At 69.6% G+C, this 18276-nt stretch carries 19 protein-coding genes and 1 pseudogene; 7 read left to right on the top strand and 13 right to left on the bottom strand.

The genetic code is table 11. The features are described from left to right. The 3 genes and pseudogenes from KBY81_RS13510 to KBY81_RS13500 all read right to left on the bottom strand — a co-directional run. Nucleotides 1-218: pseudogene (locus tag KBY81_RS13510) on the bottom strand (hypothetical protein); the annotation flags it as partial. 48 nt (nucleotides 219-266) lie between these two features. Next, nucleotides 267-854, bottom strand: a complete 588-nt coding sequence (locus KBY81_RS13505; protein WP_159819443.1) for an inorganic diphosphatase — start codon at nucleotides 852-854, stop codon at nucleotides 267-269. 95 nt (nucleotides 855-949) lie between these two features. Then, nucleotides 950-2476 (bottom strand): carboxypeptidase M32, encoded by a 1527-nt coding sequence (locus KBY81_RS13500; RefSeq protein WP_254976758.1) that lies wholly within the window; start codon nucleotides 2474-2476, stop codon nucleotides 950-952. Nucleotides 2477-2523: 47 nt separating this feature from the next. Here KBY81_RS13500 and KBY81_RS13495 point away from each other — a divergent pair, with 47 nt between their 5' ends. Beyond that, a complete protein-coding gene (locus KBY81_RS13495) occupies nucleotides 2524-3279 on the top strand; it encodes a hypothetical protein (protein ID WP_106221281.1) in 756 nt (251 codons plus the stop codon). Here the strand turns inward: KBY81_RS13495 and KBY81_RS13490 are convergent. After that, entirely contained in the window at nucleotides 3215-3637 is a 423-nt protein-coding gene (locus KBY81_RS13490; RefSeq protein WP_254976757.1) for an OsmC family protein, read from the bottom strand. The two genes, KBY81_RS13495 and KBY81_RS13490, sit on opposite strands and share 65 nt — an antisense overlap. Nucleotides 3638-3709: 72 nt before the next feature. On the opposite strand from KBY81_RS13490, the gene KBY81_RS13485 reads away from it, so the two are divergent. Further along, nucleotides 3710-4159, top strand: a complete 450-nt coding sequence (locus tag KBY81_RS13485) for a DUF2721 domain-containing protein (protein ID WP_219904226.1) — start codon at nucleotides 3710-3712, stop codon at nucleotides 4157-4159. Here the strand turns inward: KBY81_RS13485 and KBY81_RS13480 are convergent. Further along, nucleotides 4156-5727 carry an NAD(P)/FAD-dependent oxidoreductase gene (locus KBY81_RS13480; protein WP_254976756.1) on the bottom strand — a complete coding sequence of 524 codons (1572 nt, stop codon included), beginning with the start codon at nucleotides 5725-5727 and terminating at the stop codon, nucleotides 4156-4158. The two genes, KBY81_RS13485 and KBY81_RS13480, sit on opposite strands and share 4 nt — an antisense overlap. 265 nt (nucleotides 5728-5992) lie before the next feature. On the opposite strand from KBY81_RS13480, the gene KBY81_RS13475 reads away from it, so the two are divergent. From KBY81_RS13475 to KBY81_RS13460, 4 genes are all read left to right on the top strand, one after another. Then, the gene (locus KBY81_RS13475; RefSeq protein WP_254976755.1) at nucleotides 5993-7054 is read left to right on the top strand and encodes a fatty acid desaturase; all 1062 of its coding nucleotides are present in this window, start codon (nucleotides 5993-5995) and stop codon (nucleotides 7052-7054) included. Between the two features lie 58 nt (nucleotides 7055-7112). Then, nucleotides 7113-7565, top strand: a complete 453-nt coding sequence (locus KBY81_RS13470) for a secondary thiamine-phosphate synthase enzyme YjbQ (protein ID WP_254976754.1) — start codon at nucleotides 7113-7115, stop codon at nucleotides 7563-7565. 19 nt (nucleotides 7566-7584) lie between these two features. After that, the gene (locus KBY81_RS13465; RefSeq protein ID WP_254970831.1) at nucleotides 7585-7872 is read left to right on the top strand and encodes a 4a-hydroxytetrahydrobiopterin dehydratase; all 288 of its coding nucleotides are present in this window, start codon (nucleotides 7585-7587) and stop codon (nucleotides 7870-7872) included. Nucleotides 7873-7938: 66 nt separating this feature from the next. Then, nucleotides 7939-8712, top strand: coding sequence for a Coq4 family protein (locus KBY81_RS13460; protein WP_254976753.1), 774 nt, complete (start codon nucleotides 7939-7941; stop codon nucleotides 8710-8712). Nucleotides 8713-8716: 4 nt separating this feature from the next. Here KBY81_RS13460 and clpB read toward each other — a convergent pair whose 3' ends face one another. Together clpB and KBY81_RS13450 are read right to left on the bottom strand one after the other, a co-directional pair. Further along, nucleotides 8717-11347, bottom strand: coding sequence for an ATP-dependent chaperone ClpB (gene clpB / locus KBY81_RS13455; RefSeq protein WP_254976752.1), 2631 nt, complete (start codon nucleotides 11345-11347; stop codon nucleotides 8717-8719). A gap of 163 nt (nucleotides 11348-11510) precedes the next feature. Beyond that, on the bottom strand, nucleotides 11511-11888 hold the full coding sequence (locus KBY81_RS13450; protein WP_254976751.1) for a hypothetical protein: 378 nt from the start codon (nucleotides 11886-11888) through the stop codon (nucleotides 11511-11513). Between the two features lie 52 nt (nucleotides 11889-11940). Between KBY81_RS13450 and KBY81_RS13445 the strand changes: the two genes are divergently transcribed. Then, nucleotides 11941-12147, top strand: a complete 207-nt coding sequence (locus tag KBY81_RS13445) for a hypothetical protein (RefSeq protein WP_106221263.1) — start codon at nucleotides 11941-11943, stop codon at nucleotides 12145-12147. A gap of 104 nt (nucleotides 12148-12251) precedes the next feature. On the opposite strand, the gene KBY81_RS13440 is transcribed toward KBY81_RS13445, so the two are convergent. The 6 genes from KBY81_RS13440 to KBY81_RS13415 all read right to left on the bottom strand — a co-directional run. Continuing rightward, nucleotides 12252-12593, bottom strand: a complete 342-nt coding sequence (locus KBY81_RS13440; RefSeq protein WP_106221261.1) for a c-type cytochrome — start codon at nucleotides 12591-12593, stop codon at nucleotides 12252-12254. Between the two features lie 134 nt (nucleotides 12594-12727). Continuing rightward, entirely contained in the window at nucleotides 12728-13759 is a 1032-nt protein-coding gene (locus tag KBY81_RS13435; protein WP_106221259.1) for an NAD(P)-dependent oxidoreductase, read from the bottom strand. Continuing rightward, nucleotides 13756-14814 (bottom strand): uroporphyrinogen decarboxylase, encoded by a 1059-nt coding sequence (gene hemE / locus KBY81_RS13430; protein ID WP_254976750.1) that lies wholly within the window; start codon nucleotides 14812-14814, stop codon nucleotides 13756-13758. The genes KBY81_RS13435 and hemE overlap by 4 nt, the downstream gene beginning before the upstream one ends. Nucleotides 14815-14912: 98 nt before the next feature. Beyond that, on the bottom strand, nucleotides 14913-17207 hold the full coding sequence (gene glgB, locus KBY81_RS13425) for a 1,4-alpha-glucan branching protein GlgB (protein WP_254976749.1): 2295 nt from the start codon (nucleotides 17205-17207) through the stop codon (nucleotides 14913-14915). Between the two features lie 51 nt (nucleotides 17208-17258). Continuing rightward, on the bottom strand, nucleotides 17259-18029 hold the full coding sequence (locus KBY81_RS13420; RefSeq protein WP_254976748.1) for a DUF3887 domain-containing protein: 771 nt from the start codon (nucleotides 18027-18029) through the stop codon (nucleotides 17259-17261). 22 nt (nucleotides 18030-18051) lie between these two features. After that, nucleotides 18052-18276: CocE/NonD family hydrolase C-terminal non-catalytic domain-containing protein (locus KBY81_RS13415; protein WP_315858528.1), on the bottom strand; the 225-nt coding region annotated here is incomplete at its 5' end.

The following is an 18276-nucleotide window of genomic DNA, read 5'->3' as shown; positions in this document are numbered from 1 at the left end:
GGAGCTGTCGCGGCGGGGGCCGCCACGGCGGGGGCGACCGCAGCAGGGGTCGCCGGGACCGTCACGCTGGCGGGCCCGGTCGGCGCCGTGCCGCTGGGAACGCCCGTGGTCGCAGGCGCCGGCGCTGGCACCGGTACTTCGGCGGCTCCTGTGGCCGTCACCGTGGCGGCCCCCCAGCCGGCCATCAGGAGCAGGGACAGGACCAGGGAGCGCGACATGGGTGGAACGGGATCGGAGGGACCGCGGCGGGGCGGTGCCGGTGGAGGTCAGTCGACCAGGCGAGGATCGACGACGGAAAGATAGCGATCTTCGCATTCCTTGATGATGCGAACCGCCTCGCCGCTGTCACGGAATCCGTTCACCTTGCAGGTGCCGGGCTTTTTCAGATCCTTGTAGTGCTCCCAGTAGTACTGGGTTTCCTTGAGCCAGTGCTCTCCGAGCTGGGTATAGCTGGTGATGTGGTCCATGCGCTTGTCGTCGGCCAGGACGGCGATCACCTTGTCGTCCACCTCGCCGCCATCGTCGAAGCACATGATGCCGATGATGCGCGCCTCCACCAGGCTGCCGGGCACCAGGGGCTCGGTGACGCCGACGATCTCGATGTCGAGGGGATCGCCGTCCTCGTCCCAGGTGCGGGGAATGCAGCCGTAGGCGAACGGGTAGGCGAGGGAGGAATAGCCCACCCGATCCAGCTTCAGGTGGCCGGTTTCGGTGATCAGCTCGTACTTGTTGATCGTGTTCGAGTTGAGCTCCACGATGGCGTTGAGCCGCAGCTCGGCCTCATCGGCGAAGGCCGGCAGCACATGCAGCAGGTTCAGCATGGTGCGGCTGGGGGCGTGGTCGATGTTCGCCATGGTGGGTGCTTTTCTGCGGCGGCATCTTAGGCATCGGGCCCCGGAAGGCCTGGCCTGACCGCCCCGGTCACCTTGCCCCGCTCAGCCCGCCCTGCTCAGCCCGCCCCGGTCAGCTGGCCGACCTTGGCGCGCAGGTAGGAGAGGAAGGGCCGGGCGCCCAGGGCCCGGCCCGTGACCCGCTCGACCAGTTCCTCGGCGTTCAGCGAGCGACCATGGGGCCAGATGTGGCTGGCGAGCCAGCCCTGCAGGGCGGCCGTCTCCCCCGCACCGATCAGCGTCTCGATGGAGCCGATCTCCCTTTCCAGGGCCTCCGAGATCTGGGCGCTGATCAGGTGGCCGAGGGCGTAGGAGGGGAAGTAGCCGAACAGCCCCTCCGCCCAGTGGATGTCCTGGAGGCAGCCCTCGGCGTCCGTGGCCGGCTGCAGCCCCAGCAGCTCCTTGATGCGCCGGTTCCAGGCGTCGGGAAGCTCCTCCACCGGCATCCCCTGCTCCAGCAGGGCCAGCTCCAGCTCAAAGCGCATGACGATGTGGAGGCTGTAACTCAACTCATCAGCCTCCACCCGGATCAGGCCCGGCCGCAGGGGATTGAGGGCCCGCCAGAAACCGAAGGCGCCGCCCCACGGGTCGGACCCCAGGCCCCGCTGGAAGCGGGGATGCCAGCGCTCGGCGAAGGCCCGGCTGCGGGCCACCCGGCATTCCCAGAACAGGGACTGGGATTCGTGCACCCCCATCGAGGTGGCCTCCCCCAGGGGCCAGGGGAAGTAGTGGTCGTCGCCGCGGGGCAGGCCCTGCTCGTAGAGAGAGTGGCCCCATTCATGGGCGGTGGCCAGGAAGGCCGAGAAGGGTTGGCCCTCCACCACCCGGGTCGTGATGCGGAAGTCCTGGGGCCCCACCGTGCAGGAGAAGGGGTGGGCGGATCGGGACCGCTGACAGCGGGCCGCGTCGTAGCCCCAGCTGTCCAGCAGTTCACTGCACAGCTGCTCCTGCAGGGGCTCCGGCACCGCATGGGGCTCCGCCGGGGCCGTGGCGGGCGCGGCCGCCACCGACTCCAGCAGCCCGGGCAGTTCCGCCGCCAGGGGGGCGAACAGCTCCGTCAGCCGGGCCTTGCTGATGTCGGGTTCGAACGGCTGGGCCAGGATCTCCCAGGGGCTGCGGGCCACGGGTTCGGCGTCCGCCAGCTGGCCGGCCTGCTCGCGGCGCAGCCGGATCAGCTCCCGCAGCGCCGGGGCGAAGCTGGTGAAGGCGTTGGCCGCCCTCGCCTCCTGCCAGACGGCGTTGCCGTGGGACTGGGCCCGGGCCAGGGCGGTGACCAGGGCTGGATCGAGGCAGCGCTGCCGGTTCAGCTCCAGCCGCAGCAGCTGCAGGTTGCGGCGCCGCTGGGGCGGGGCGGTGCCATCGAGCTCGGCTTCGGCGGCGGCCACCAGATCGGCGTAGGCGTCACTGCTCTGGCGCTCGTGCAGCTGGGCGGCCAGCAGGGCCAGCTGCTCGCCGCGCCACGGGGCCCCGGCGGCGGGCATCACCGTGTTCTGGTCGTAGTAAAGGGTGCTGCTGATCGAGCCCAGCAGGCGGGTCGTGTGCAGGTGCCGCTGGAGCTGGTCGAGGGCCGGAGCCGCTGCAGACATGGGATCGGTGGAGCCGGTGCCGCCATGCTGCCCCCACCGCGGCCCCGATGCGGATCGCACCACGGCTGTCCCGGCCGGCCGCCGGCGGCGCCATGGTGGAGGTCGACCCTTCCGGCGCCGGATCGATGCATCCCCCCTCCCCGGAGCAGGCCCTGGTGCTCGCGGCCATCGAACGGTTCATGGCTGACCCCGACCTGGCCCTGGAGGGGCAGCCCGCCGGCACCGGATCCGGCGATGTGCTCAGTGCGATCCTGCACGCCCTGGCCAGGGTGCTGCCGCTGGAGGAGATCGAACTGGCGGTGACGGGCCTGCTGACGGTCCACTGCGACCAGCTCGATGACGACACCCAGCTGGTGCTGGAGGCCCTGCTCACCGCCATCGAGCGCGACGACGACGAAATGGCCCTCGACAGTCTGCTGGCCAGTGAGGCCAGCCTGTTGGAGGCCAATGCCCTCGACGGCAATGACCTGCTGGTGTGGGATCCGACCGAAACCCCGCCCCTGCAGGAGATGGAGATCCTCGACGTGCTCGAGCGCTACCCCTGCCGCGGCGAGGGGGCCCGCTGGAGCTGCGACGACTTCGTGGCCCTGCTGGAGGGCAAGATCCTTCAGTGGCGCAAGACCATGGTGGCCCTGGACATCCTCCAGGAGCAGCCCGGCACCCGGCCCTCCGCCAGCACCATGGTGCTCCTGGTCCCGGAGGATCCCGCCGCCCCCATCGAGCAGCTGGAGGTCGGCGTCACCCTGCGTCCGCCGCCACCGGAGTCCAGTGGAGACGCATCGGCACACAGCCTTCCAGACTGACCTTCACGGGGCAGCGCTCGCCGGCGCTGATCAGCAGGTCGCGCTGGTCGGCCCCAAGGCCGTCGGGCAGATCGATCCAGGCCTCCAGCAGGGCGATGCGGCGCTCGCCGCTGCTGCTCATGCCCTTCTCCACGCGCACGCGGGCGCCCTCAAGGGGAATCCCATGGCGTTCGGCCACGATGCCCATCACCGTGAGCAGGCAGGTGGCCAGGGCCGTCGCCACCAGATCGGTGGGGGAGAACGCCTCCCCCTGGCCCTGGTTGTCCACGGGGGCATCGGTGATCAGCCGCGACCCCGACGGGATATGTTCCGCCGCGCAGCGCAGGGCTCCCTCGTAGCGGCAGGTGATCGTGGTCATGGCGGGCGGTGAACGTCCCACCAGGCTGGCAGGGGCCGTCGCCCTAGATTCGACCGTGTGATGCCCGGATCCTTGGCCCTCATCCTGCTGGTGGCGCCCCATCCGGCCGGGCCGTTGCCGGAGACCATCCGCCTGGCGGTCACGCCGGTGTTCCTCCTGGCCGGCATCAGCGGTCTGCTCGGGGTGATCACCACCCGGCTGGCCCGCATCGTCGATCGGGCCCGGCTGCTCAAGGAGCGGACCGGAGCCGCCACGGTGGCCCAGGAGCGGGAGCTTCAGGAGGAGCTGATGCTCCACCGCCGGCGGATGTTCATGGCCTCCAGGGCCTTCGCCTGCGCCACCACCAGCTTCCTGCTGGTGGCCACCGTGGTGGTGGTGCTGTTCGTCAGCACCCTGGCCACCATGGACGTGACGCCCCTGGTCGCCGTGCTGTTCGTGCTGGCGATGGGTTCGCTGATGACGGCGGTGGTGCTGCTGCTGCGCGAGGTGCAGCTGGGCAGCCTGGCCCTGCGGCGCTTCTAGGCGGGGGTGAGGCCGATCTCCTCCAGCAGTTGGCGCTGCTGGCGCGCCCCGACGAAGCGGTGGGCCGCCATGGCCCCGCTCACCGCCACCGGCGGCACGCCGATGCCAGGGAACACGCCCGCCCCGCAGAGCACCAGCCCTTCGACCGGGGTGGACCCGCCGGGGAAGGGTCCGGCGTTGGCGGGCCAGGCCGGGCCGTAGCTGCCCTGGTGGATGCGCAGGTAGTGGCGGTGGGTGAGGGGGGTGCCCTGCAGTTCCAGCACCCCCCCCCCCCGCCAGTCGGGCAACACCCGCTTGAGCGCCTCGCCGAAGACGGCGCAGCGTTCCCGCTTGAGGGCCTCGTAGGCGGCGCTGCCCCGCTCCAGCCCCTGCCACAGCTCCCAGGGTTCGTTGGCCGGGGTGTAGCCGTGCAGCACCTGGTGGCCCGGCGGCGCGCAGGACGGGTCGAGAAGGGAAGGCATCGAGAGCACCACCATGTTGCGTTCGGCGCCGATGCCCCGTTGCCAGTCGCCCACCCAGACGTGGTGGATGGGCAGGTGGTCGAGGTCGTCCCCCCGCAGGGCCAGGTGCCAGTGCAGGAAGCCGGCGCAGGCCGGCGTGGCCGCCTGGCGACGCCGCCAGCGGGACGGCACCGCTGCCTCGGGCAGCATGGCGAGCAGGTCCCAGGGGCTGGTGTTGGCGATCACCCCCAGGCCCGCCTCCAGGCGCTCCCCGTTGGCGAGGCGGACGCCCACCGCCCGGCCCTGCTCCACCAGGATCTCCTCCACCGCCGCGCCCGTGCGCAGCCGGCCGCCATGGCGCTCCATTCCGCGCACCAGGGCCGCCGCCACGGCCGCGCTGCCGCCGATGGGGTAGTCGAGGCAGGCCTCCGGCTCGAACCACTCCCCGAACAGGGTCGCCATGGCGGCGGCGCTGGTCTGGTCCATGGGCAACCCGGAGATCAGGAAGCAGAGCAGGTCGACCCAGTGCAGCAGGAACGGATCGCTGAGGTGGCGACGGGCGATCGGCCCGAAGGCGCCGCCCAGGGCCGCCAGCCGGCCGGCCTGGCCCAGCAGGCGCAGGGCGTTGCCGCCGCCGAGGGTGGTGGCCAGACCCGCCCCGGGCCGCAGGGCCAGCAGCGGCAGGGAGCGGGCCGCCTCGCAGCTGGGCCGCAGGGCCGTGAGGAAGCGGTCCCACTCGGCCGCCACCGCCGGGCCGCGGAGATCCCGCAGCAGGGCCAGAAAGGGGGCCTGGCCCACCCCCACCCGCAGGGACCCCTCGGGCAGCAGCAGCCCCCAGTCGCGGTAGGTGGCCACGGGCAGGGATTCCCCCACCGCCCGCAGCACCTGGGCCAGGGGATTGGTGCTGGGCCACTGGCCCAGGCCGCTCCAGAGCGATGGGCCGGATTCGAAGTGAAAGGGACCGCGCCGGAACCCGTGGGCCGCCCCACCGGGGGTGGTGTGGGCTTCGAGCACCAGCACCTCCAGCCCGTGACGGGCGGCGATGGCCCCGGCGCAGAGGCCGCCCAGACCGCTGCCCACAACGATCAGATCCACCTTGGAAGGCCCCCGGGGCCGCGCCGCAACCATGCTGTGGATGTGATTCTATTCAGATTCCTTTCGGATTGAAGCCAATCGGTGCTGCCGATCTCTGACTAGGATTTTTCGACAGATCCAAGGTTTTGCATTGTCGCAGGGTTTTTCCACCTCCACCCTGCCCGAGAGCTTTCCGGCGGTCCCGAACGCCACCCCGCCGGCGACGGGCGCCGGGATGGAGGAGAACGCAGCCCCGAGCGCACCTGAGGGGCCACCGGTTCGTCAGCCCATGCGGGGTGATTTCGAACTGAAGCCGTTCATGGACAGTTCGGATCTTCGGGCTTCCTGGCAGATCGCCAACACCGTCCTCCCCTATGCCGCCCTCTGGTGGGTCGCCGACTGGAGCCGTCAGCACGCGCCCCTGCTGCTGATTCCCACCCTGGGGCTGATGGTGCTGCTGCTGGCCCGCTGCTTCTCCCTGATGCATGACTGCGGCCACGACTCCCTGTTTCGCCACCGGCGGGCCAACCAGGTGTTCGGCTTCCTGCTCGGTGTGCTGAGCGCCATTCCCCAGTACCCCTGGTCGCGGGGCCATGCCTACCACCACCGCCACAACGGTGACTGGGAGAAGTATCAGGGCCCCTCGGCCCTGGTCACCACCGGTGCCTTCGCGGCCCTTCCGCCGGGTCAGAAGCGGGTCTACCGCTGGCTGCGCCACCCGCTGATGCTGTTCCCCGGCGGTTTCTTCTATCTGGTGATCAAGCCCCGCCTGGCTCTACTGCTGGGGCTGGGGGGATTCTTCCCCCATCTGGCGGCCTGCCTGCGCGCTCCGCAGCGGATGGGTCTGGGCCAGATTCTCACAAGCTACCGCTCCCGGCACTGGTACACCCAGGGGGAATTCCGCCACCTGCTGGCGAACAACATCGCCGTGATCGGCTCCTGGTGGCTGATGGCCCACTGGCTCGGCGCCGGAGTCTTCTGGTCGCTCTATGCCCCGGTCATGGCCTGTGCGGCGGCGATCTTCATCTGCATTTTCTTCGTGCAGCACAACTTCCCCGGCTCCTATGCCCATGCCACTGCCGGCTGGAGCGAGATGACGGGGGTGCTGGAGGGCACCAGCGACCTGGAGCTGCCGCCCCTCCTCAACTGGTTCTCCGCCGACATCGGCTGCCACGCCATCCACCACCTCTCCTCGAAGATCCCCAACTACCGGCTGCGGGCCTGCCAGGCGCGCAACGCCCACCTGCTGCAGGGCGTGCGGCGCCTGTCCCTGGCCGACATCCCCGGCTGTTTCAGCTACATCCTCTGGGACCCCCAGGCCTGCCGTCTGACCACCATTGAGGCGCTGGCCACTGCGCCGGGGGCTCCTGCTGCGGCCTGACCGCCCGTTCCCTGGCTAGGGAGGGGGGCCAACGAACCGGATCGGGGTGGAGAGAGGCATGCTGCGCCAGAGCCTGAGCCGTCTTCAGGTCGCCACCCGGGGGGAGGGCTTCGAGGACATCACCGTGGCAGTCAACGGCCTGATCGCCGCCAGCGGCCTGGTGCTCGGTACCGCCACCCTCGCCAGCCTGCACACGTCCTGCTCCCTGACGGTGAATGAGAACGCGGACCCCAGGGTGCTGGTGGATCTGGCCGCCTTTCTGCGGGCCCTGGTGCCCCCTGAGGGGGTGCGGCCCCTGAGCGGCCAGGGGGAGCGGCGCCCCTGGGTGCACGATGACGAAGGTCCCGATGACATGCCCGCCCACATCCGCACCGCCCTGACCTGCACCAGCCTGGTGCTGCCCTTTCAGTCCGGCCGGTTGCTGCTCGGCACCTGGCAGGCGGTGTATCTGTGGGAGCACCGCGCCCGACCCCACCACCGCAGCCTCAGCCTGCATCTGGTGGGCGAATGATCCTCTGCTCTCCACCTCCATGGCCGCCCAGCCCCTGACCCCCGCCCAGATCGCCGCCCTGCCCGGTGATCTGCCGCAATGGACGCTGCGGGAAGGCAAGTTGCACCGAGAGCTGCGCTTCGCCGATTTTTCCGCCGCCTTCGGCTTCATGACCCGGGTGGCCCTGGCGGCCGAATGCCTGGGTCACCACCCGGAGTGGTGCAACGTCTGGAACCGGGTGACGATCAACCTCACCACCCACGACACCGGCGGGCTGTCGGATCTGGATGTGGCCCTGGCCCAGCGGATCGATGCGTTGGTGGGCTGACCCGGGCCGGGTGGGCCGGCCCTGGCGGCGTGTCTAGCGTCCCTGGGTGCTGCCTCCGCCGCCTCCATGGGATTTCGCTACCTCGATCGGATCGCCAGCGAAGAGAACATCCACGCGTTTCTTGAACTCGCCGATCTGGCCGCCGGTGCGGGTGCATCGGCCCACAACGTCTTCCTGCTCTCCCATCGGCTGCGCCAGTCCCGTCCGATGCAGGTGTGCCGGGCGTTGCTGCAGCGGGACCCGGGCTCCAGGGCCCTGATCGAGCAGCGGCGGCTCAGCGGCCCCTACGACCCGGTCGCCCTGCGTGCGCTGCCGAAGGGAACCCTGGGCCACACCTACGTCACGGTGCTGGAGACGATGGGGTACGACATCAATTTCTTCCCCGCCCCTGAGTTCTACGCCAATCTCGAAACCGACGCCGATTACATCAACTACCGGGTCTACGCCACCCACGACATCCATCACATCGTCAGCGGCTTCAGTCTCGATACCTTCGGGGAACTCGGCGTCATCAGCATGAGCGTGGCCCAGTTCTCCCATCCCGGGCTGGCCTTCACCGATCTGATGGCCCTGCTGCTCAACTGGTTCCGCAACGACACCCCGATCGATGAACTGGCGACGCCGGCGGAGCAGGCCCGCACCGCCAGCTACGCCTTCGGCATGATCAGCAAGGGTCTGCACATCGGCGTCGAGGCCCAGCCGCTCTTCCCGGTGATCTGGGAGGAGCGGATGGGCCAGGACCTGGAGGAACTGCGGGCGGAACTGGGCATCGCGGCAGTGAAGGAGGGGACTTTCAGCTGGTACGCCAACCCCTCCCTCATGGCAGCCCTGGCAGCCTGAGCCCTCAGACCATCGCCGGCGCGGCTGGCTGGATCTCGGCCGGCTCGGCCTGGCGGAAGCGCAGCCGCTCCAGTTCCACATCCACCGCGATGGTGCTGCCGGCGGGGAAGGTGCCCGCCAGGATCGCCTTGGCGATCGGCGTCTCCAGTTCCCGCTGGATCGCCCGCTTCAGGGGCCGGGCGCCATACACCGGGTCGTAGCCGACGGCGGCCAGCCAGTCGAGGGCCTCGCCATCGACATGCAGGGCCAGCTTGCGCTCCTCGAGGCGTCGGGCCAGGCGCTGCACCTGCAGCGCCACGATCTGGCGAAGCTCCTCCTCCCGCAGGCTCCGGAAGATGATCGATTCGTCGAGGCGGTTGAGGAACTCCGGCCGGAAGTGGCCCCGCAGGGCCTCGTTGACCCGCTTCTCCATCTCGCCGTAGCGGGACGGATCGCCGGCCAGATCGAGGATCGAGGCGCTGCCGATGTTGCTGGTGAGGATCAGCACCGTGTTGGTGAAATCCACCGTGCGGCCCTGGCCATCGGTGACGCGGCCGTCATCGAGGATCTGCAGCATCACGTTGAACACATCGGGGTGTGCCTTCTCCACCTCGTCGAACAGGATCACGGCGTAGGGCCGCCGCCGCACCGCTTCGGTGAGCTGGCCGCCTTCCTCGTATCCCACATAGCCGGGAGGGGCTCCGATCAGGCGGGATACGGCGTGCTTCTCCATGTATTCGCTCATGTCGATGCGCACCAGCGCCTCCTCGCTGTCGAACAGCTGGGACGCCAGGGCCTTGGAGAGTTCGGTCTTGCCCACACCGGTGGGGCCGAGGAACAGGAAGCTGGCGATCGGGCGGTTGGGGTCGGAGAGCCCGGCCCGGGAGCGCTGGATGGCGTCGGCCACCGCCGTCACGGCCCGCTCCTGGCCGATCACGCGGGTGTGCAGCTCGTCCTCCAGATGCAGCAGCTTCTCCATCTCCGACTGCACCAGCTTGCTGACCGGAATCCCGGTCCACTTGGCGATCACCTCGGCGATGTCGTCCTCGGTGACCTCCTCGCGCAGCAGGTTCTTCTGGCCGGCATGGGCGCTCAGCTCGGCCTCCTTGGCGGCCAGCTTCTTGTTGAGTTCCGCCAGGGTGCCGTACTCCAGTTCGGCGGCCTTGTTGAGGTCGTAGTTCCGCTTGGCCTGCTCCACCTGCAGCTGCACCTGCTCGATCTCCTCCTTGATGGCGGAGAGTTCGTCGATCGAGCCCTTCTCCTTCTGCCACTGGGCGTTGAGGCTGCTCTGCTGCTCCGCCAGGTCGGCCAGTTCCTTCTCCAGCCGCTCCAGGCGATCCTTGCTGGCGGGATCCGATTCCCGGCCCAGGGAGAGCTTCTCCATTTCCAGCTGCAGGATGCGGCGGTCGAGCTCGTCGATCTCCTCCGGTTTGGAGGTGATCTCCATCTTCAGGCGCGCCGCCGATTCATCCATCAGGTCGATGGCCTTGTCGGGCAAGAAGCGATCGGCGATGTAGCGGCTGCTGAGCACGGCCGCTGCCACCAGGGCGTTGTCGGCGATGCGCACGCCGTGGTGCACCTCATAGCGCTCCTTGAGCCCCCGCAGGATCGAGATCGTGTCCTCCACGGTGGGCTGGTCGACGAACACCTGCTGGAAACGGCGCTCCAGGGCGGGATCCTTCTCGATGTGCTGGCGGTGCTCATCGAGGGTGGTGGCGCCGATGCAGCGCAGCTCACCGCGGGCCAGCATCGGTTTGAGCAGGTTGCTGGCGTCCATGGCCCCGCCGCTGGCGCCGGCCCCCACCACGGTGTGGATCTCGTCGATGAACAGGACGATCTGGCCTTCGCTGGAGGTGACCTCCTTGAGCACGGCCTTGAGGCGCTCCTCGAACTCGCCGCGGTACTTGGCGCCGGCGATCAGGGCGCCCATGTCGAGGGCGATCAGCTGGCGGTTCTGCAGGGCGGTGGGGACGTCGCCGTTGACGATTCTCTGGGCCAGCCCCTCGACGATGGCGGTCTTGCCGACGCCGGGTTCACCGATCAGCACCGGGTTGTTCTTGGTGCGGCGCGAGAGGATCTGCACGGTGCGGCGGATCTCCTCGTCGCGGCCGATCACCGGATCGAGCTTGCCCTCCCGGGCGGCGGCGGTGAGATCACGGCCGTACTTCTCAAGGGATTCATAGGTGCCCTCCGGGTTCTGGTCGGTCACGCGTCGGCTGCCCCGCACGGCCATGACAGCCTCGCGCAGCCGGCGCTCATCGGTGCCGGCCTGGGAGAGCAGCTGGCGGCCGCAGCGGTCATCGCCGGCCAGGGCCAGCACCAGGTGCTCGACGGCGATGTAGCTGTCCTGGAACTCCTTCCTGAGGGCGTCGGCGCGGTCGAGGACGGCGTTCAGCCCCTTGCCCAGGTAGACATTCTCAGGGGCGGCGGCCAGGCTGGGCTGGGCGGTGATGAAGGCCTCCAGCTTCTGGCTCAGCACCCCCAGGTCCACGCCGGCCTTCTCCAGGATCCGGCTGGCCAGGTCCTGCTGGGCCAGCAGGGCGGCGAAGAGGTGTTCGCTGTCCATCTGCTGCTGGCGCTTCTGCTGGGCCAGCTGCTGGGAGGCCACGACGGCGCCCCAGGCCTTCTCGGTGAACAGGTCGGCGGTGGGATGCATGGATGACGTTCTCCCTGCGGGCGGTGACTGAAGCCAACGTATGAATGCCGTCGGGATCGGCCGAGTGGGAGGACCGAACCGCGGCGTTCGGCCCTCCTCCCCGGTGGTGGGCGGGCCGTACCGCCGGGTGGGGCGAACCGTCCCGCGGGGGGGGCTCAGGCGCTCAGGGCCCCCCCAGATCGGGCATGGGCACCTGGAAGCCGCGCTGCTGGCCACACAGCTGGGCAGGGCAGCCGTCCGGTCCGTAGAGCGCGTCGGCCGCCGAGAGACAGCCCATGCCGTTCTTCTGGGCCACCTGGGACGGATGGATCCGCAACGGCTGCAGCACGGCCTCGCTTCTGGGCACCACCAGCCGGCAGGGGGGAGGCGACAGACCGGGCCTGGCCTCGATGGCGAGGGGCTGGTTGGGGGTCTGCCCCTGGGCCAGGGCCGGCGTGGCGAAGGGCACCACGATGGCGGTCATCAGGGCCAGGGGCACCCCTGCCGAAGACAGGCCCCCCAGCAGGCCCGGCCGCAGCCCGGCAGAGGTGGGGATCGCCATGATGGGAGCTCGGCTGCGTCCCATTCTCGCCTCTGCAGCCCTTCCGTCTCCGATGTCCTCTCCCGCCGACGACCAGGCCCTGGTGGCCGACCTGGCCAGGGCCTCCCTCACCCTGGGCGGGGCCGGGGAGCCGGAACGGGACTGCTGGCGGGTGGTGCATCGCCACGTCCACGGGATGCTGCCGAGCGAGTACGACATCCGGGATGTTCCCGAGGAGCTCTACCTGGCGGTGCTGGCCGCCCGCCGCGCGCTGGACTGAGCCATGAAAAAAGCCCCGGGATCGCCGGGGCTTCGCAGGAAGACTGAAGGGGCCTGGGCCGGTTGGCTGGACCCGGTTGACCGGTTGGGTCGACCTGGACTGGATCAGGCCCAGCCCTTGGCGGCCATGTCCTCGACGTAGGCGGCCACGTCGGCGATGTCGCCGTCGCTGAGCTTGCCGCCGAAGGCGGGCATGGCGTTCTTGCCGTTGGTCACCTGGTAGGCGATGGCGGCCTCGTGGCCGGCGTCGTAGTTGGCCAGGTAGGAGGCCAGGGCATCGGCCTTGAGGGTGCGCTCGGCGTTCACCACGTTGCCGCCGCCCATGTGGCAGGCGGCGCAGTTGGCGGAGAAGATCTGGCCACCGTGGGCCACATCGGCGGCGAAGCTCGGGGTGGCACCCAGCACCAGCGCCAGGCAGAGAGCGAAGAGGGAAAGGAGACGACGCATGGGAGGGCGCGAAGGGGGGTGCCGAAAAGCACTGGCAACCGGCATAAATTAGGCAATGGCCGTGTCCCGGTGGGGCGTCCCGACAGATTCGCAACAATTCATGGCGGCCTGCCGGCGGGCGGCTGAGGGCCGGCTCAGGGGCGGCGGCCTGCCCCGATTCGGCCCCGGTGGGGCACCCCCGCTGTCTCCAGCACCGCGTCGAGGCTGGGGGCGAAGCTCACCAGGCCGAAGCGTTCGGGCGGACTGACGGGCTGGTGCACGAAGTGGCGCTGGCGGATCGAGAAACGGTCCCAGGCGTTCACTTCGATGCGCAGCAGCTTGATCAGCCCCTCGATCAGCCAGCCGCGCAGGTCGATCCCCACCGGCGGCACCCACACCCGCCGCCAGCGGCACAGGGCGGCCACGGCACCGTTGATCGTGATCGGCGCCTGGCCCAGCACCAGCCGCCGCACCGGGCCCTGGTCCGGCTCGGGATTGGGGCCGTGGGGGGTGGTGGCCAGGTGGGCGCAGACGGTGGCGATGTCGGCGGCGTGGATGAAGTGGAAGCTGGCGTCGGTGCGCAGCCAGCGGGCCAGCCACAGCCAGCCCAGGGCCTCCTTCAGCCCGGCGGTGAGGTAGCTGGTGGGGTGATGGTCGGCGCCGCCCACCGCGCCACCGAACACCAGGGTGGGGAACACGGCCACGATGCGTTCGGCCAGGGGATGGCGCTCCAGGTCCTGCAGGCAGGTGGCCTTGGTCTGGATGTACTCGGTGCCGTAGGCCATCGCTTCCGGGAGCAGCTGCAGCCGGCGGTCGAGGATGCTCGCGGTGGAGAAGTAGATCACCTGCTGCAGGCGATCCGGGTCGGTGAGCCGCAGCAGCTCCTTCACGGCCACCACGTTCACCGCCTGGGCCCGCTCGGGATCCCCCCAGGCGGTGGCGGTGTGGATGATCCGGTCGGCGCTGGCGATGGCGGCGGCATGGGGGCCCAGCTCGCGCAGATCGCCCACCAGCAGGGTGATGCGCGGGTGGTCGGCGGGGACGGCGCTCAGCTTGGAGGGATCCCGCAGCAGCAGCAGCAGGTGGGCGTCGCTGTTGGCCAGCAGGTTTTCAGCGATGTACTGGCCGACGCAGCCGCTGGCGCCGGTGATCAGGATCCGCTGGGGCCCGGAGGTGGGGGCGCTCAAACAGCGGCCCCCAGCAGCTCGTTGACGGCCTTGCCGGTCTCGAAGAAGACGCGGGCGTTGTCCTCCGGGGTGCCGGGCAGGATGCCGTGGCCCAGGTTGAGGATGTGGCGGCGGCCGCGGGCCTTGCGCACCGTGTCGAGGATCCGCTCACGGATCGCCTCGGGGGTGCCGAACAGCAGGCCGGGATCCACGTTGCCCTGCACGCCCAGGTGCTGGGGCAGGCGGGCGCAGCCATCGGCCATGTCCACGGTCCAGTCGAGGGAGATGAAGTCCACCCCGGTGGAGGCCATGCGCTCCAGCACGCCGGCGCTGCCGGAGATGTAGAGGATCAGGGGGGTGTCGGGGTGGGTGGCCTTCACCTGGTCGATGACCCGCTTCTGGTAGGGGGCCGCAAACACGTCGTAGTCGATCGGGCTCAGCTGGCCCGCCCAGGAGTCGAACAGCTGCACCATCTGGGCACCGCTGTCGATCTGGTAGCGCACATAGGTGGCGATCGAATCGGCCAGGTGCCCCAGCAGCCGGTGCAGCAGGGCGGGCTCCTGGAAGGCCATCGCCTTGATCACCGAATAGGTCTTGGAGCTCTTGCCCTCCACCGCATAGGCGGCGAGGGTCCAGGGGGCGCCGACGAAGCCGAGCACCGCCGCCGCGTTGCCCACGTCGGCCCGCAGCCGCCCCAGCACCTCGCCCACGAAGGGCAGGGCTTCGGCCGGATCCAGGGGCCGCAGGGCATCCACCTGGGCCTGGCTGCGGATGGCGGGCTCGATGATCGGCCCCCGGCTCTCGATGATGTCGAAGTCGATCCCCATGCCCGGCAGGGGCGTGAGGATGTCGGAGAAGAGGATCACGCCGTCGGGACGGAAGGCGTGGAAGGGCTGCATCGAGATCTCGTAGGAGAGATCGGGGTTCTCGGAGCGCTCGCGGAAACCGGGATGGCGGTCACGCAGGTCGCGGTACACCTTCATGTAGCGGCCCGCCTGGCGCATCATCCAGACCGGAGGCCGCTCCACCTGCTCACCTCGGGCGGCGCGCAGCAGCAGGGGGGCGGATTCGCTCATGGGGCCTGTCGGAAGGTCAACGGCGAAACCTAACCGAGCACCCCCGGCCTCCGGCCGCTCCTGTCACCAGTCGTGGCATGGGCGGCCCCGAGGGGCGGTCAGCCCTCGCCGATGGCCGGCCGCTGCAGGCTGCGGGACTCGTCCAGCCGGAACACCACCACGCTCAGGGGCGGCAGGCAGAGCTCCAGGGAGTTCTCGTAGTCGTGGATGGCCCAGGCATCGGTGAAGCGGCCGCCCAGGTTGCCGAGGTTGCTGCCGCCGTAGCGGCTGCTGTCGGTGTTGAAGACCTCGGCGTAGAAGCCTTCCAGGGGGACGCCCACCCGGTAGTGGGAGTGGCTCTGGGGGGTGAAGTTGGCCACCACCACCACCCAGCGGCCGCTGCCGCTGTCGCGGCGCATGAAGCTGATCACCGAATGGCGGTTGTCGTTGCAGTCGATCCACTGGAAGCCGTACTGATCGAAGTCGTCGCCCCAGAGGGCCGGCTCCGACCTGTAGAAGACGTTGAGGTCGTCCACCAGGTTGAGCAGGCCCTTGTGGGCCTCGTACTGGAGCAGTTCCCACTGCAGATCGCCCCAGACGTTCCATTCGGCCCGCTGGCCGAACTCCATCCCCATGAAGATCGTCTTCTTGCCCGGGTGGGTCCACATGTAGGCCAGCAGGGCGCGCACATTGGCGAACTTCTGCCAGTCGTCGCCCGGCATCTTGTGGAGCAGGTTGCTCTTGCCGTGCACCACCTCATCGTGGCTGAGGGCCAGCATGAAGTTCTCGGTGAAGGCGTACCAGATCGAGAAGGTGACATGGTTCTGGTGGAACTGGCGGAACCAGGGATCCAGCTCGAAGTAATCGAGCATGTCGTGCATCCAGCCCATGTTCCACTTGAGGTTGAACCCCAGGCCGCCCATGTCGGTGGGCTGGGTCACCATCGGCCAGGTGGTGGATTCCTCGGCGATCGAGAGGGCGCCTGGGAAGTGCTGGAACAGCACGTGGTTGGCCTGCTGCAGGAAGCGCACCGCCTCCAGGTTCTCCCGCCCGCCGTGCTCGTTGGGCAGCCATTCCCCATCCGGACGCAGGTAGTCGCGGTAGAGCATCGAGGCGACGGCATCGACGCGGATACCGTCGATGTGGAACTCCTCGAACCAGTAGATGAGGTTGGCGACGAGGAAGTTGCGCACCTCGTTGCGGCTGTAGTTGAAGATCAGCGTGCCCCACTCCTTGTGCTCACCGATGCGGGGATCGGCGTGCTCGTAGAGGTGGGCGCCATCGAAGAAGGCCAGGCCGTGGCCGTCCTTGGGGAAGTGGCCGGGCACCCAGTCGAGGATCACGCCGATGCCTTCGGCGTGGCAGCGGTCGACGAAGGCCCGGAACTCGTCCGGGCTGCCGAAGCGGCTGGTGGGGGCGTACCAGCCCGTGACCTGGTACCCCCAGGAGCCGTCGAAGGGATGCTCGGAGACCGGCATCAGCTCGATGTGGGTGAAGCCGCGGGCCTTGACGTAGGGAATGACCTTGTCGGCCAGTTCCGGGTAGGTCATCAGCCGGGCGCCGGGCTTCAGATCGGCGGCGGGCACCGGGGGACGGGGGCGGCCGTCGGCTTCGATGAAGGGCTGGTCGGCGGCGGCATGCATCCAGCTGCCCAGGTGCATCTCATACACCGCGATCGGCTGGGGCAGGGGATCGCGGCCGTCCCGCTCCTCGATCCAGGCGCTGTCGTTCCACGGGTAGCGGCCCAGTTCGGCCACCACCGAACCGGTGTTGGGCCGGATCTCGTGGCGGAAGCCGTAGGGGTCGGCCTTCTGATAGCAGTGGCCGTTCTGGGCCCGCACTTCGTACTTGTAGATCTGGCCGGCGCCCAGGCCGGGGATGAACAGTTCCCAGATCCCCCCGAGACGCTGCTGCATGGGGTGATGGCGGCCGTCCCAGCCGTTGAAATCACCCAGCAGGGCGACGCTGCGGGCATTGGGGGCCCACAGGCAGAACTGCACCCCGGCGACGCCGTCGCGCTCGATGACGTGGGCCCCCATGCGCCGCCAGATGTGGTGGTGATTCCCTTCGGCGAACAGGTGGCGGTCCAGTTCCCCCATCCACTCGTGGCGGAACGCCCAGGGGTCGTGCTGCTCGTGCTCGATGCCGCCGCGGCTCACATGGACGCGGTAGCCGCAGCCGGGGTCGGCGTCGACGCGGGCCTCGAAGATCCAGGGGTGGTGCGGGTTGGCCATGGCCAGCCGCTCGCTGCCCTGAAGCAGATCCACCGTGGAGGCGTCCGGCATCCAGACCCGCACCGCCCAGCCGCCATCCTCGAGGGGCTGGGGCCCAAGCACGGAGAAGGGATGGTCATGGCGGCATTCCGCCAGCCGGCGGGCATCCTCAACCATCCATTCGAGGCTGGGCAGGGCCATGGAAGAGGGGGCGTGCATGCGCCGGGAGCTTACGTCGGTGGGAGGGCCGACTCAGCGTGGCGGGGAGGGAGGGGCCGGATCGGTGGGGAAATCCACGCCGATGATCCGGTTGTCCGAATCCAGGGTGACGAAGAGGTTGTCGGTGAGGCGGTTGAATTCGGTGTTGACGATCACCAGACGCATCTCCGGCGTACTCTCGGCCCGGTTGATGCGTTTCACCCGGACGAAGTTGCCGGTGATGCGCTGCAGGTTGAGCCATTTCTGCTGCAGCTGACCCTGGGGGATCTGCTCCTGCATCAGCGGCGACAGGAAGCTGCTGGCGGAGATGAAGTGGCCGCTGGCAAGGGCGGTGATGAAGTCCCGCACCACCTTCTCGGCCGGCTGGTCGGTGACGTTGAAGTGATAGCCATCGATCCGGCCCTGGTCGTCGATCACCATCAGCAGGTCGCGTTCGCCGGCGCTGGTGAACAGGGTGGCCTCCACCGTGCTCGAGTCGAAGCCGGGCTGGATGCTGCGGATGGCCCAGCGCAGCAGCTTCGGCTGGGTCTTCATGGTGGCGGCCACCATGCTGGGGCTGCTGACGCTCTGCAGGGCCGGGGAGAACTGGTTGAAGCGGGCCTGGGCGTCCCCGTTGCGGATCGTGGTCAGGATCCGCTCGGCCGCCGCCCGGGCCTGGGCTTCGCTGAGGGCGGCACTGGGTTGGCCGCTGGCGGCCGGCGCCGGGGTGGCCTGGGCCCAGGCCCCACGCGGTGCCAGCAGGGCCTGGCTGCCCAGCAGCAGCAGCAGGCCGATCAGGGCTCGGCGCGGTTGGGGGCGCGGCATGGGCGGCGGACGTCGGATCGGCTCAGTTTGCCCGAATCAGGGGCTCCAGGCTCAGGTGGGCGCCCGCCAGCTCCAGCGTCAGGCTGATCACCCGATGCCCGCTGCCGCTCCCACCCGCCGGCAGGCTGCCGTCGCCGGGGTTGACGGCGATCTGGGGCCAGGCCGCCGCCGCCAGGGACAGCCGCAGCCGCCTGCCGGCGGCCACCAGCGTGGCCAGGGGCTGCAGGGCCACGGTGCGGGGCCCGTC

Source organism: Cyanobium sp. Lug-B (genome assembly GCF_024345635.1).
GTDB classification, from domain to species: Bacteria; Cyanobacteriota; Cyanobacteriia; order PCC-6307; family Cyanobiaceae; genus Cyanobium; species Cyanobium minutissimum.
The sequence above is the reverse complement of the archived record's forward strand: the minus strand, read 5'-3'. Positions and strand labels throughout refer to the sequence as shown.